We start from the raw sequence: 13653 nt of genomic DNA, 5'->3' as shown, positions 1-13653 counted from the left end.
CGCCGGCCTCACTACGATCACCCACGACCGCCGCGATCACGTCCGGCCCGCACCCGGTGCGGGCCGGCCGTCCAGGTGAAGGAGCCCCTCATGAGCAGCGAAGAGCAGATCCGTCTCGTCGAGACCTACGCCGCCCACAACTACCACCCTCTCGACATCGTCCTGACCGAGGGCGAGGGCGCCTGGGTGACCGACGTCGACGGCAAGCGCTACCTCGACGCCCTCGCGGGGTACTCGGCGCTCAACTTCGGACACCGGCACCCAAGGCTCGTCGCGCGTGCGCACGAGCAGCTCGACAGACTCACCCTCACGAGCCGGGCGTTCCACAGCGACCAGCTCGGGCCGTTCGCCCGCGATCTGGCCACCCTCACCGGCAAGGACATGATCCTGCCGATGAACACCGGCGCCGAGGCCGTCGAGACCTCCGTCAAGGTGGCGCGGCGCTGGGGGTACGACGTCAAGGGCATCCCGACCGACCAGGCCAACATCGTCACCATGGCGGGCAACTTCCACGGCCGCACCACCACGGTCGTGTCGTTCTCCACCGACGACATCGCCCGCCGCAGCTACGGCCCCTACACCCCGGGGTTCCGGGTCGTGCCGTACGGCGACCTCGAGGCCTTGGACGCAGCGGTCGACGAGAACACGGCGGCCGTCCTCCTCGAACCCATCCAGGGCGAGGGCGGCGTGCTCATCCCGCCGGCGGGCTTCCTGCCCGGCGTGCGCGACCTGTGCACCCGCCGCGACGTGCTGATGATCGCCGATGAGGTGCAGTCCGGCCTCGCGCGCACCGGCCGCACCTTCGCGTGCGACCACGAGGACGTCGTCCCCGACATCTACGTCATGGGCAAGGCGCTGGGCGGAGGCATCCTGCCCGTCTCGGCCATCGCGGCCGACCACTACGTCATGGACGTCATCACCCCCGGCTCCCACGGGTCGACGTTCGGCGGCAACCCGCTCTCGGCGGCGGTCGCGCACGAGGTCGTCCAGATGCTCCTGACCGGCGAATGGCAGGAGAAGGCACGCGTGCTCGGCGACCACATGACGCCCAAGCTCGAGGCGCTGCGCGAGCACGGAGTCGTCGACGTGCGCGTCCGCGGCGCCTGGGCAGGGCTCGACGTCGACCCGCACCTCATGACCGGGTACGAGCTGTGCCACCGCATGGCCGGACACGGAGTACTCGCCAAGGACGCCCACGACTCGACCATCCGCCTCGCGCCGCCTCTCGTGGCCACCACCGACGACCTCGACCTCATGGTCGACGCCATCGAGCGATCCCTGCGCGCTTGACCGACGCACGGAGACGTCCCTTCTCACCTGAAACAGCCGGTGAGGTCCGAGACAGCACCGCGTGCGCTGCTGTCTCGACCTCACCGGCTGTTTCAGGCAAGGGGCAGCGGGAGGATCGGATCAGGGCACGTTGACGGGCGGGACGAACGGTGCCGGTTGCGGGTCGAGGGCCGGGACGTCGATCTCGATCACCGACGGACCCGTGCGGCGAAGAGCCGTGGCCAGGGCGGCGTCGAACGCGTCCGGGTCGCCGACCTCGGCGTGGGGCAGGTCGAACGCCGCCGCCAGCTTCTCCACGTCAGGGGTGTGCAGATCGACCGCGCGCGGGTCGGCACCCCGTTCCTCCTGCATGTGGCGCAGCACGCCGTACCCGGCGTCGTTGAACACGACGAGGACGACTCGGGGCCGTTCTCCGGCGAGGGTCGCCAGCTCGCCGAGGTGCACGGCCAAGCCGCCGTCGCCGACCATGGCCAGCACGGGCACATCCGGCACGGCGACGCCCGCACCGATCGCCATGGCCAGGCCCTGACCGATGCCGCCGCCGGCGGCGAAGACGTTGGTCCGGGGGTCGTAGACCTCCAGGAGCCGGTTGCCCCACGAACTCCCGGGGATCGTCACGTCACGCACCAGGGGCGCCTCGCGCGGCAGCCGCGTGCGCATCGCGTCGCAGATCGCGGCGTAGGCGCCGATGTCGGTGCGATGAGCCGCCCGGGCGGCCTCGGCGGCGGTGCGCACCTGCTCGGTCCACCCGTCCTGCGTCGACGGGCCTCCCGCCTCGGCCAGCGCCTCCAGCAGCGCCGGGATCGCATGCGTCGCATCGGCGTTCAGACCCACGGTGACCGGGTAGTTGCGGCCGATCGCGTCGGGGTCGAGGTCGATCTGCACGTGGGCGCTCGGCAGCGGGAGCTCGAAGTTCTGCGTCTCGTGCCCGCGCAGGTGGCTGCCCACGGTGAGCAGGCAGTCGCTCTGCTCGACCAGGCCGCGCAGCTCGTCGGTGATCGCGAAGTTGCCGATGCACAGCGGGTGATCCTCCGGGACCGAGCCGCGCCCGTTGGCGCCGCTGAGGACTCCGGCGCCCCACGCCTCGGCGAAATCCGTCAACGCCGGACCCACCCGGCGTGCGCCGCCACCGGCCCAGATGAGGGGACGACTCGCCTGGCGCAAGACCCGCGCCGCCTTGGCGACGTCACGCTTGGTCGCCGCCTTGGGGCGGGGTTCGCTCCCCTGGATCTGCACCTGATCCGTGGGGTCGGCGGTGTACTGCAGGTCGATGGGCCAGTCGACGCTGACCGGGCGATACGGCGCGGTGGACAGCGACCGCACGGCCTCGGTGAGCACGCGGCGCGCATGACTCGCCCGCTCGACGCGCAGCGCGCTGCCCGAGACCGCCTCGAGCATCTCGAGCTGCCGCGGCACCTCGTGGTAGACGCCGCGGTCCTCCCCGAGGAACGTCGAGTCGATGTTGCCGGTGATGTGCAGCACCCGGCTCTGCGCGGTGAGGGCCTCGAGCATCGCGCCCGCAGCGTTGCCCGCGCCGGTTCCGGTGGAGGTCAGGGCGATTCCGATGCGCCCGGTCGCGCGGGCGTACCCGTCGGCCGCGTTGACCGCCGCCGCCTCGTGCCGCACCGGGACGAACCGCAGCTCCCGGTCGACCGCCTCGACCAGCGGCGCGTTGTGGATGCTGATGACACCGAACGCGACGTCCACGCCCTCCTCGCGCATGAGGTCGACGAGGAGGTCGCCGCCGGTGGGGCCGTCGGTGGCGAGCTTGGACGTGGGGATCTCGTGGGCCTCGGTGGTGGTGTGTTCATCGGTCATGGCTGTCCTCCGCCGATCGGACTCGGTGATAGCGCCGGTGGAGGTCGGCGACCTCGTCGGCGAGGGACGGTTCGGGGCCGTCGACCACGGCTCCGGGGACGACGGTCTGGATCGGCAGCGGGGCCACCGGCCCCTCCGGCACGCCCCACTGCGCGAGCCACTCCCCGAGCTGGGCCGAGGTGGTCGCCAGGACGATGCGCCCCAGGCCCGCCCAGCCGTGGGCCGCGGCGCACATCGCGCAGTGCTCGCCGGAGGTGTACACGATCGAGGCCGCCCGCTGCCGCGGGTCGAGGTGGTCGATGGCCCACCTCGCGGCGGCGATCTCCGGATGCCGGGTCGGATCACCCCCGGCGACGTGGTTGTGGTCCTCGAAGAGCACCCGCCCGTCGAGGACGAGCAGTGACCCGAACGGCTCGTCGCCGGAATCCAGGGCCTGCGCGGCCAGGTCGACGCAACGTCGGAGGAACTCCCGGTCCTGCTCGCTGACGGCCATGTGCCCCAGCCTGACACACCGCTGCCCGCGACCGCCGGGTCCGGTGCGGCCTACGGTGGTGTCAGGAGCATCGGACTTCTCCGCGTGCCGCCGCGACGCGACACGTACACCGACCCGAAGCGAGGCACCCCATGAGCGGACCGGTTCGCGAGGACACCGACACCACCGCCACGCCGGAGCGCGACCGACCCGCGCCCGCGTGCGTCGAGATCAGCGACAGCCGTGAGGCCCACCTCGGCGAGGTCCGCATCCGCCGCGCCCTGCCCCGCCGGGGTCGCCGCACGGTCGGCGCCTGGTGCTTCGCCGACCACATGGGCCCGGCCGACGTCACCCCGGAGCGCAGCCTGGACGTGGGCCCCCACCCGCACATCGGCCTGCAGACCGTCACCTGGCTGACCGACGGCCAGTTGCTGCACCGCGACAGTCTCGGATCGGAGCAGGTCATCGCCCCGGGGCAGCTCAACCTCATGACCTCCGGCGGTTCGGTGACCCATTCCGAGGAGGCGACGGGCCACTACGGCGGCACCCTCGAGGGCATCCAGTTGTGGGTCGCGCTGCCCGAGGCCACCCGCCACGGCGACGCCGAGTTCGAGCACCACGCCGAGCTGCCGCAGCTCGACCTCGACGGCGCGCAGGCCACGGTCCTGCTCGGGGAGTTCGAGGGCGGCACCAGCCCGGGCCGCCGCGACACCGAGCTCGTCGGCGTCGACCTCGTCATGCACTCCGCGACGACCGTGCCCCTGCGGCCGGAGTTCGAGTACGGACTCGTCGTCCTCTCCGGCAGCGTGGCCGTCGACGGGCAGGCACTGACCCCCGGTCACCTGGGCTACCTGGGTCGTGGTCGCGACGAACTCGGGGTGGACGTGCGCGAGCCGGCGCGGGTGATGCTCATCGGCGGCGTCCCCTTCGAGGAGCGGATCCTCATGTGGTGGAACTTCGTGGCCCGCAGCCGCGAGGAGATCGAGGAGGCGCAGGCGTCCTGGGCACGACGCGACGACCGATTCGCCCGCGTCGACTCCCCTCTCGACCGCATCCCGGCCCCGACCCCGTTCTGGCAGAAGACGGGTCGCTGAGGCGGGCACCGGCCGCCGCGGTCCAGACGCCCGACAGAGCCGCAGACCCGCAAACCCGCAGACAGGAGTCGCTCGTGCCGCCGACCACCCTCGTCGGACCCTCGTGGCGCACAGCCGAGTTCGACGTGCCCGCCTACCTGGAGTCGATCGGCCTCGCCTCGGCGGGAGGGCCGGGTCCGTCACTCGAGCCCACGAGCGAGGTGCTGTCCGAGGTGCATTCGGCACACGTGCGGACGCTGCCCTTCGCCAACGTCGACGTGCTCTTGGGGCAGCACCCGGGCATCGCCCCGGTGACGGTGCACGATCAACTGGTCCGCCGTCGGCGAGGCGGGTACTGCTTCGAGCACACCCAACTGTTCGCCGCAGCCCTGGAGTACGTCGGGTTCACGTTCCGGCGGGCCCTGGGGCGGGTCCGTGACGTCGCCGGCTCACGAACGCACATGACGGTCGTCGTGCGTCTGGACGGGCGAGAGGTGTTGTGCGACCCGGGTTTCGGGTTCAGCATCACCTCACCGATCGAGCTGCGCGCCGGGGCGACCCAGGAGGTGGCGGGTCGTGAGTTCCGCATCGAGCGATGGAACGTCGCCGGCGTCGGCACGTGGGCCCTGACCCGCGAGGGAGCCCTCGAACACGTCCACGACGACCTGCCCGTGCAGCCCGTCGACGTCACCATGGGGCACCTCATGACCTCCACCGGTGCCGACTCCCCTTCGGGAATCACCTCATGGTGATGCGGCACACCGACGCCGGCCACGTCACCGTGACCGAGACCGCACGAACCGAACGCGCCGCCGGCTCGGCGACGCGGCACGACGACCTCACCGTGGCCGAGGTGATCGACGGGGTCCGAGAGCTCGGCGTCGAGCTGGGTCGCGAGGATCGAGAGGCACTGACCCGCACTCTCGAACGGATCCGCTCGCAGGCCCACGGCACCTGATCGGGCGGGTCGCACCCCCTCCCCGTGGGCGTCTCGGCGAACGAAGAACAACACGGACGACATCGACAGACCCCTGCCGTGAGGGCAGGCACTCTGACCTGCACCGATGCACATCAGACCTCGCTCGATGTAGTCCGTGTTGTTCTTCGATTCCGCTGACCCCTGCTCGTGCGGCCCTCGGCAGGACCGATCACGGCTGACACCTGTCGCCCCCGACGCCGCGCGGGTCACCCCGCGAACCCCAGCCGATGGGATGAGCCCACTCGGCCTTTCGGTCGATGTGCGCGGGCGACCCTCCGCGGGAGGATCGGGGCGAGCACCATACGCGAGCGAGAATCGGGGAATCACGGTGAGAACCGTCGCGGGGACCGACCTCCACCAGCACGAGCAGCAGCAGGAGGGGCGGGGATCCGGGTCCGGCCCGGGGGTCGCGTCACCGTCGGGCTCTCGGTGGTGGCCGCGGTCTTCTTCACGGTGTGGTTGGGCGCGAGGTGGATCAACCCCGGGCTCGACCCGATCACGGCCTACGTCAGCGAACTCGCTGCGCAGGGCCAACCCTTCGCCCACCTCTTCCGCACCGCCGACGCGATCGCCGCGGTCGCCCTCGTCTCGGCCTGCGCGATCGTCATCGCCCGACACCGGCGCGCGTCGCGTGCCGCCCCGGCCGTGCGGGACCGCCCGGACTCGATGCTCGTGGCGCTGCGCACCGGTGACGACACCGGCCGGCCGTGGATCCGGGACGTCCCCTTCGCGCTGCTCGCCCTCTTCGGCCTCGCGACACTGCTCGACGCGTTCTCGCCCCTGAGCTGCACACCCACCGCCGACCTCGCGTGCCGCATCGCCGACGAGGCCGGCACCGTGCCACTTCCCCACCGCATCCACGAGGTGACCAGCTCGATCGCCGGCACGTTCGCCGCGATCGCCATGATGTGGACGGTCTGGTTCACGCGCGGTGGACACGCGCCGACGCTGCTGCGCACGGCGGGAACGGCGCTGGCCGCGGTCCATCTCGTCGCCCTCGCGTGGTCGCTCGTGGAGATCGCCCAGTTGAGCATCGGCGTCGGCGTTCTCGGCCTGGCCCAACGGATCTCACTGCTCGCCCTGGTCTGCTGGTGGGTCGTGCTCATGGCCTCCGCGGACGGATGGCACGGCGCCCAGGGTCGGCGTCACCTCCAGCCGGCCGCGGCGAACGATGCGACGCCCGAGAACGGCTGACCCTTGCACCGATCTAGATACTGTGCATACTTAGATATGTGAGTGACAGCGAGGTGTTCCCGACGGCGTGGGTCCGGGCCGCGCTCGATCTGGCGATCCTCTCCACGCTGACGGTGGAGCCGCGGCACGGATACGCCGTGGCCTCCCGCCTGGAGGAGGAGGGGATGGGCCGGCTCAAGGGCGGATCGCTCTACCCAGCCCTCGCCCGGCTCGAAGAGGCCGGGTGGATCGAGGCGTCGTGGGCGCCGGGTCCCTCGGGCCCGGGGCGCAAGGAGTACGCCCTCACGCCGGCCGGGCGGCGACACCGTGAGGAGGAGGCCCAGCGCTGGGGCGCCTTCACCGGGGTGCTCCTGGGTCTGGCCACGACGACCGACAGCAGCGAGGACACCGACGGCACCGGGGCCACCGGGGCCGGCGGCAGGCACCGGGAGCCGGTGCGACGAACGAAGGAGGGGACATGAGCGGTGCGATGACCGACGTACTCGACCGATTCCGGCGGGCGCGTGAGGAGGAGCGGGACGAGCTCTGGGCGGGTCGCGCCCTGCTCGTGCTGACGACCAACGACGTCTCCGACAGCCGGATCCGGCAGGCGCTGGACGAGGCCGTCGAGCTCGTGGAGTCCTCCGGGGAGGGGCCGGAGGATCTGTTCGGCGACCCGGACGCGTGGGCGCGCGAGCGGATCGACGGCTGGGTCGACGACGGCGTCGCCTACCACTCCCCCGACGGGCCGGAGGACGCGAACACCCTCGTCAGCGTCACCGGTATCCTCGCCACGTTCATCTCGCTCGTCGTCGTGGGCGTGCATGCCCTCAAGGGGCAGTGGAACGTCGACTACACGATCGGGTGGCTCGTCTTCCCCGTGCTCGGGGCGGCCACCACGATGGCCACCCTGACCGTGTGGGAACGCCTGGCCGGCCGTCGTCCTTGGCTCGTGGCCCTGGCCGGCGCCGGGGCGACCTTCGTGGTCGGCGTGGCGATCACGACCACGGCCCTCCTCGCCCCCGGTGGTGAGTTGGGTCGGGCGAGCCTGGGGTGGCTGCTCCTGCTCCCGGTCGCGCTCGGCGCGCTGACCTGGGCCGCGAGCCGGTTCATCCCCGAGGGAGCCGGGAGTCTGCGTGCCGAGCCCGTGCTCACCGGTGAGGAGAACGCGGACGCCCGATGGCTGCGTGAGGCCGAGGCGGCCCTGCGCCGACGCGGTGACCTGCGCGGATCCGAGGTCCGCACCATCCTCGCCGAGGCCCGCGAGCACGCGGCACGTGCCGGAACCGACCTGGCGACGGAGTTCGGCGCGCCCCGCACCTACGCCGACGGGTTCCCCCGCCACGAAGGACGCGCGCGACTGCGACGCGCCATCGTCATGACCGCGCTCCTGGGCGTCTGGGCGTGGTCGCTCTCGGGCGCCGGAGATTCGGTGCTGCTGTGGCTGGCGCTCGTCGGCTGGTCGCTGTTCACCGCCCACGAATGGTGGGGCGTGTGGCGCCACCGCAGCAGTCGGCCGCGCGACGACGAGTGACGACCGATCGGCCGGGCCGCGGGTCGATGTCACGGCTCGGATCGTCGGGGCGTCCGGCGGGTCAGAGACTCCAGTAGTCGTTGACCCCGGCCCGGCCGAGGCTCGCCAGATACGCGCCGGCGTCCGAGGGATCGAGCCAGACCGTGCGGCCCCCGATCGGCGGATGTTCGCCGTGCGGCCGGTAGCTCGTCGTCAGCAGAACGAGGTCGACGGGTGCCTCCCACGACGCCTGCTCACCGGGCTGATCGGGCGTCTCCAGCAGCAGGGAGACCTGCTTGTCGGCCTCGAGGACGACGAGCATCCCGCGGTCGTCGGCGTCGGCCGGGTCGAAGCGGCCTCGCACCGTCGCATCGGCGATGCGGCGTTGCTGCTCTCCCTGCGCCGCCTCGTTCGCGTGCCGGACCAGCGCCGCGGCCTGTTCTTCGGGCGTCAACTCGGGCCAGCCGGGGATGAGCTCGGCGAGGACCTCCTCGACGGTGTCGGCGTAGACGGTGCTCCCATCACGCAGGGTCAGGACGTGGGACCACTCCGAGCCGTCGGACCGGGTCGGGACGTACCCACAGCACCCGGCGTGGTGATTGCGAAAGCGCATGCCCACAGTCTCCTCCACCAGGCAGCGACCGAGCCCGGATGCCGGCTCCCCATCCCCTGAAACAGGCGGGAAAGGGTGAAACAGGATGGCGTGCGCGGCGGTTTCAGCCTCGGCTACTGTCCGAGGTGGAGACGTGTCCGACGTGCAGGCCCAGGACCTCGAGGGTGTCGTAGTGACGACGGATGCCGGCCTCGACCACCTGCGGATGCTCGGCGTACCAGGCGAGTTGGGTCGCGGCGATCTCCTCCTCGGTGAACGGGTCGCCCTCGTGACGCCACCCCGACCGCGGCGTGCCGGTGAGGCCGAGCGCCTCCAACACGGCCGCGCTCACGGGCGCGGTGGTCGTCGCGAGCAGCACCCGGCCGGGATCCCCGACCGTCCGCGGCAGGCCCAGTCGATCGAGGGCCTGGCCGGCGACGCCGATGAGCACGGAGTTCTGCGGGTGGTTGATCGTCCACGCCGCGTCGGCCCCGGCCTCCTCGAAGAACGACAGCGCGTCGACCGTGCCGTGATGCTCCTGGCGGACGCGCAGTTGTTCGCGCGAGATCTCCTGCACCGCGCGCACGGCCTCGGCCGACAGTTCGCTCAGGTCGGCCACGGCCTCACCGCGCGCGGCCGAGGCGAGTACGCGCAGGTCGTGGTAGGGGACTCCGGGCGGGTCGCCCACTCCCGCGGCCCGGACGATGGCGTGGGTGGGCATCAGCGCACTCCACCGCATCACCGGCACCATCGCCACGCGGGCGGAGTCCGGCAGCAGCGCCGTGATCTGCCCGGTCCCCAGCGGCAGGTCGCGGTAGTCGTCGACGATCGGCTGCGTGACCAGGTAGGACGTCCGCCGCACGAGGGCGTGGAAGTCCTCGACGTCACCGGCCTCCAGCTCGAAGACGGGTGGGATGCGGACGCAGGTGACCTCCTCACCCCACGCCTGGTCGCAGAGCACCCGCAGTGACTCCGCCTGACAGTTGCCGTGCACGACCAGCAGCGGCCGATCCCCGGGCTCGGCCGATCCTCGTGCGACGTCACGCCATCCACTCGGCATCGGTGTCTCCTCACGCGTGGGAGCACCGACGATAGCCCTGTCGCGCTGACCCGCCGGCGCGCCGGCGCACCGAGGCGCCGTCCTCACCACTCACGCGGCCGGCATCCGCCCCCTCGTCGTCCACCGAAACCGAGGCCCGTTCGATCCCAAGTCGTACGTGAGAGGCCACCAGGTCTCGACCCTGGGCTGATTCGCGATGACCTCGCCGCGACCATGCTGGTCAGGTGATGACAGCGAACACCGAACCCGCACGGACCATGCCCGACGACGCCGGGGCGCCATCCCGACGCATCGACGCCCTCGACGTCGTCCGTGGTTTCGCACTGTGCGGGATCCTGCTCGTCAACGTCCCACCGTTGATCGACCTCCCCTCCGCTGTCGAGGGCGGCACGGTCAACCCGGTGCGGCTCGCGCTGGATCTCTTCGTGCAGGAGCGGTTCTTTCCGATCTTCTGCCTGCTGTTCGGTGTCGGTTTCGGCCTGATGTGGCTCATCGCGGCGCAGCGCAGCGCCCGCCCCCGGCTGGCCCTCCTGCGCCGCTTCGGCGTGCTGTTTGTGCTCGGCCTCCTGCACCAGTTCGTCCACCCCGGTGAGGCGCTGCTGCCCTACGCCCTGGCCGGGATCGTGTTCCTTCTCCCGGTCACCTGGGTGCGTGGCCGCGCCGGGGTGATCGTGCCGCTGGTCCTCGGCGTCGTGCTGCTCGGTGCCGGTTTGGCCGACGCCGGTAGCGCCGAGTTGATCCCGGGACTGTTCCTGATCGGCTTCGGCGCGGGCCGTAGCGGCCGGATGTCGCGGATCGTCAACGCGATTCCCGGAGTCGCGCTGGTGGCGGCGCTCACGTGGGTCGCGGCACTGATCGTTCTCGTCACCATCGACGTCCGGACCCTTCGCGACGAACTCTCGCCACCGCTCGGGCTCACTCTCGCCACCGCGTACGTCGCGACCCTGCTGCTCCTGCTGCACACCCCGGTCGCGCCCGCCCTGCGAGCCACTCTCGCGCCGCTGGGCCGGATGGCGCTCACCAACTATCTGGGGGCGACCGCCATCATCCTCGCCCTGCGTCCGGTGATGCCCGAGCTCGGCATCGCGGGCGCCGACCAGGACAGTTGGCTGCGGATGATCGCGCTGTGCGTGGCGATCCTCGTCGTCCAGAGCGTGGCCTCCACCCTGTGGCTGCGTCGTTTCGGCCAGGGTCCACTCGAAGCCGCGTGGCGGGTGGCGACGTGGGGACGCCAGGGCAGCGCGAGCCGGGTCGACGCGAGGCGCACGACGACCGGGAGCCCGGCGTAGCTCGAGGTCGGGAGTCCCCGATCGTGGTGCGCAGCGAGCGAATTGGGACAGGGAGCGACCCGCGGATGACGGCCCGGCACGTCCGCGACGACCGGTCACGACGTCTCGGCCTCGGCGAGCCACACCGTGGTGTCCGGCGGCACGCGTCCGTCGACCACGGGTGCGGTGGCGAACACGACGTCCCTCTCATCGCATCGCCAAGACGTCTCACCCATCGTGATGGCGACGCTCACGACGTCGGTGCGCGCGATCACCACCTCGCCCGACAGCTCGAACCGGGCGGTCGAGGTGGACCACCCCGGGTGGTCATCCGCCAGTCGTCGACGCGTCTCGACAGCGCGGCGGACGACCGACAGTGCCGACTCCGGGTCGGCCTCCTGCGCAGCCACCGACAGATCGGCCCATTCCGCCGGCTGGGGCAACCACGTCCGTCCGGTTCGGTTGAATCCCAGGCTCGGTCCGTGCGACGTCCACGGCAGCGGCACGCGCGCGGCGTCGCGGCCGAGAGGCAGGCCTCCGGGCGCGGCCGGATCGGTGCGTGATTCCGCGGGAATCACGGCGTTCGGCAGCGCGAGTTCCTGTCCCTGGTAGAGGTAGGCCGAGCCGGGCAGGCCCAGGAGGAACGCCGTCATTGCGAGGCTGCGACGCCGACCGATCTCACCGCCGCCGAAGCGGGTGGCCGCCCGGGGCAGGTCGTGGTTCTCCAGTGTCCAGGCGGCCGGTGCCCCTGCGAGATCGGTGACGCTCTGGGCGGCGGTCAGCGACTCCAGCCAGGACGCGGCGTCCCACCCGAGGCGCCACAGGCCGAACGTGAACACCTGGTCCAGTTCGTCGGGCCGGGCGTAGCGCCACGACCGTTCGGGCGCGAGGTTGACCTCACCGATGAGGTGCCGGGGCGGGCTGTACTCCTCCAGGACGCGGCGCCAGCGCCGGTAGACGTCGTGGACCTCCTCGAGATCGCACACGTGCTCGTTGGACCGCAGCCCGTCCATCGAGTCGACGACCTGTGCCAGCCCGGGATAGCCCGCGCGTTTGACGAGTCCGTGGGCGACGTCGACCCGGAATCCGTCGACGCCTCGGTCGAGCCAGAAGCGCAGCACCCCCTCGAACAAGTCGGCCACCGCCGGCTCGACCCAGTTCCAGTCGGGCTGCTGGGGCGTGTACAGGTGCAGGTACCACTCCCCGGAGCCGTCGGGAGCCCTGGTCCACGCCGGGCCGCCGAACACGCTGGTCCAGTTGTTCGGCGGCTGCTCGCCACGCGACCCCGAACCGGGTCTGAAGTGGAACATCGCCCGCTCTGGGGAGCCGGGTGCGGCGGCGAGCGCCTCCTGGAACAGGGGGTGTCGGTCGGAGCAGTGGTTGGGGACGAGGTCGAGCAGTACCCGGATGCCGAGCCGGTGCGCCTGCGTGACGATCTCGTCGAACTGCGGGAGGTCGCCGAAGAGGGGGTCGATGCCCGTGTAGTCGGAGACGTCGTAGCCGTGGTCGACCTGCGGCGACGGCTGGACGGGGCTGAGCCACACGGCGTCCACCCCGAGGTCGCCCAGGTAGGTGAGTCGGGAAAGGACGCCTCCCAGGTCGCCCACCCCGTCACCGCCCGAGTCGGCGAAGGACCGCACGTACACCTGATAACCGACGGCCCCGGCGGGGAACGGGCGTTTCACCGGTCGTGTCAGTCGCGTTCGGCGGCCGTGCAGATGCAGGACCGGTTGCCGTCGACGTCCTCGATGACCCAGTACGCCGGGGCGGCGGCGTCGCTGACGAGCCGGCCTCCGGCGTCGAGCACCGCGGCCAGGCGTCGCTGCGCCTCGTCGATCGGCACCCACACGTCGAAGTGCCACCGCTGCTCCACCTCGGGTTCGGGGATGTGCGGGTACTCCCCTCCTGCTCTGCAGGCCCCTGCCACCAGAGCGTCGGCACCTGCCCGGTGGGGTCGACGGGCTCTCCCTCGACGACCTTCGCCCCCAACAAGGCGGCGTACAGGGGCGCATGACGGGCGCCGGCCGTAGTGTCCAGCCCGATCTCGAGCTGGGTGAGACCCGCGACGTCGGCCCGCACACCGAGTTCACGGGCGAACCCGCTGATCTGCCGCGCGAGCTTGATGTCGCGGCTGGTGAGGCCCCCGACGTCGTGGCTGGAGAGCGTCACGACGACGTCGGTGTACACGAGGGTGAGGTCGGGATGATGGTTCGCCGCCTCGGCGGCCTCCCCGATCTTGGCCACGAGCTCGAGGCCCGTGGCGAAGTCCTTGGTGCGAAACCGTGCCGTGATGCGGCCCATCAGCTGCCGCCAGTCCTCGATCCCGGCTTCGGTCACCTCGGTCGCGGTCAGTGTGCGCTTCGGATCACTCATGACCTCACCGTGTCACTCACCACCGACAACCCTTGCCCGAGC

General features: G+C 71.6%; 14 protein-coding genes and 1 pseudogene. 8 read left to right on the top strand and 7 right to left on the bottom strand.

Annotation, left to right across the window (positions count from 1 at the left end; genetic code table 11):
• Positions 1-90 precede the first annotated feature (90 nt).
• The gene (rocD, locus tag QQK49_RS00480; RefSeq protein ID WP_284302152.1) at positions 91-1290 is read left to right on the top strand and encodes an ornithine--oxo-acid transaminase; all 1200 of its coding nucleotides are present in this window, start codon (positions 91-93) and stop codon (positions 1288-1290) included.
• A gap of 120 nt (positions 1291-1410) precedes the next feature.
• Here rocD and QQK49_RS00475 read toward each other — a convergent pair whose 3' ends face one another.
• Both QQK49_RS00475 and QQK49_RS00470 read right to left on the bottom strand, forming a co-directional pair.
• On the bottom strand, positions 1411-3108 hold the full coding sequence (locus QQK49_RS00475; RefSeq protein ID WP_284302151.1) for a thiamine pyrophosphate-binding protein: 1698 nt from the start codon (positions 3106-3108) through the stop codon (positions 1411-1413).
• The gene (locus QQK49_RS00470) at positions 3098-3601 is read right to left on the bottom strand and encodes a nucleoside deaminase (RefSeq protein WP_284302150.1); all 504 of its coding nucleotides are present in this window, start codon (positions 3599-3601) and stop codon (positions 3098-3100) included. Before QQK49_RS00470 ends, QQK49_RS00475 begins: the two co-directional genes overlap by 11 nt.
• A gap of 131 nt (positions 3602-3732) precedes the next feature.
• Between QQK49_RS00470 and QQK49_RS00465 the strand changes: the two genes are divergently transcribed.
• The 6 genes from QQK49_RS00465 (at position 3733) to QQK49_RS00440 (ending at position 8339) form a co-directional block, all read left to right on the top strand.
• Positions 3733-4674 carry a pirin family protein gene (locus tag QQK49_RS00465; protein ID WP_284302148.1) on the top strand — a complete coding sequence of 314 codons (942 nt, stop codon included), beginning with the start codon at positions 3733-3735 and terminating at the stop codon, positions 4672-4674.
• A gap of 74 nt (positions 4675-4748) precedes the next feature.
• On the top strand, positions 4749-5405 hold the full coding sequence (locus tag QQK49_RS00460; RefSeq protein WP_284302147.1) for an arylamine N-acetyltransferase family protein: 657 nt from the start codon (positions 4749-4751) through the stop codon (positions 5403-5405).
• The gene (locus QQK49_RS00455) at positions 5405-5611 is read left to right on the top strand and encodes a hypothetical protein (RefSeq protein ID WP_284302146.1); all 207 of its coding nucleotides are present in this window, start codon (positions 5405-5407) and stop codon (positions 5609-5611) included. The genes QQK49_RS00460 and QQK49_RS00455 overlap by 1 nt, the downstream gene beginning before the upstream one ends.
• Positions 5612-6061: 450 nt before the next feature.
• Complete coding sequence (locus tag QQK49_RS00450; protein ID WP_284302145.1) at positions 6062-6826, top strand: DUF998 domain-containing protein; 765 nt, start codon at positions 6062-6064, stop codon at positions 6824-6826.
• Between the two features lie 38 nt (positions 6827-6864).
• Entirely contained in the window at positions 6865-7287 is a 423-nt protein-coding gene (locus tag QQK49_RS00445) for a PadR family transcriptional regulator (RefSeq protein WP_284302144.1), read from the top strand.
• Positions 7284-8339, top strand: a complete 1056-nt coding sequence (locus QQK49_RS00440) for a hypothetical protein (protein WP_284302143.1) — start codon at positions 7284-7286, stop codon at positions 8337-8339. The genes QQK49_RS00445 and QQK49_RS00440 overlap by 4 nt, the downstream gene beginning before the upstream one ends.
• 61 nt (positions 8340-8400) lie before the next feature.
• Here QQK49_RS00440 and QQK49_RS00435 read toward each other — a convergent pair whose 3' ends face one another.
• Together QQK49_RS00435 and QQK49_RS00430 are read right to left on the bottom strand one after the other, a co-directional pair.
• Positions 8401-8931, bottom strand: a complete 531-nt coding sequence (locus QQK49_RS00435; protein WP_284302142.1) for a hypothetical protein — start codon at positions 8929-8931, stop codon at positions 8401-8403.
• Between the two features lie 103 nt (positions 8932-9034).
• Positions 9035-9970 (bottom strand): WcbI family polysaccharide biosynthesis putative acetyltransferase, encoded by a 936-nt coding sequence (locus QQK49_RS00430; RefSeq protein WP_284302141.1) that lies wholly within the window; start codon positions 9968-9970, stop codon positions 9035-9037.
• Between the two features lie 227 nt (positions 9971-10197).
• On the opposite strand from QQK49_RS00430, the gene QQK49_RS00425 reads away from it, so the two are divergent.
• On the top strand, positions 10198-11259 hold the full coding sequence (locus QQK49_RS00425; RefSeq protein ID WP_284305788.1) for a DUF418 domain-containing protein: 1062 nt from the start codon (positions 10198-10200) through the stop codon (positions 11257-11259).
• Between the two features lie 95 nt (positions 11260-11354).
• Here QQK49_RS00425 and QQK49_RS00420 read toward each other — a convergent pair whose 3' ends face one another.
• From QQK49_RS00420 to QQK49_RS00410, 3 genes and pseudogenes are all read right to left on the bottom strand, one after another.
• Positions 11355-12923 carry an alpha-amylase family glycosyl hydrolase gene (locus QQK49_RS00420; RefSeq protein WP_284302140.1) on the bottom strand — a complete coding sequence of 523 codons (1569 nt, stop codon included), beginning with the start codon at positions 12921-12923 and terminating at the stop codon, positions 11355-11357.
• An 8-nt stretch (positions 12924-12931) separates the two neighbouring features.
• Positions 12932-13165, bottom strand: coding sequence for a VOC family protein (locus QQK49_RS00415; protein WP_284302139.1), 234 nt, complete (start codon positions 13163-13165; stop codon positions 12932-12934).
• 227 nt (positions 13166-13392) lie between these two features.
• Positions 13393-13539, bottom strand: a pseudogene (locus QQK49_RS00410) (4a-hydroxytetrahydrobiopterin dehydratase); the annotation flags it as partial.
• Between the last annotated feature and the right edge of the window lie 114 nt (positions 13540-13653).

It is taken from the genome of Mobilicoccus caccae, from assembly GCF_030161635.1.
Classification (GTDB): Bacteria; Actinomycetota; Actinomycetes; order Actinomycetales; family Dermatophilaceae; genus Mobilicoccus; species Mobilicoccus caccae.
This window is presented reverse-complemented; position numbering and strand designations above follow the sequence as displayed.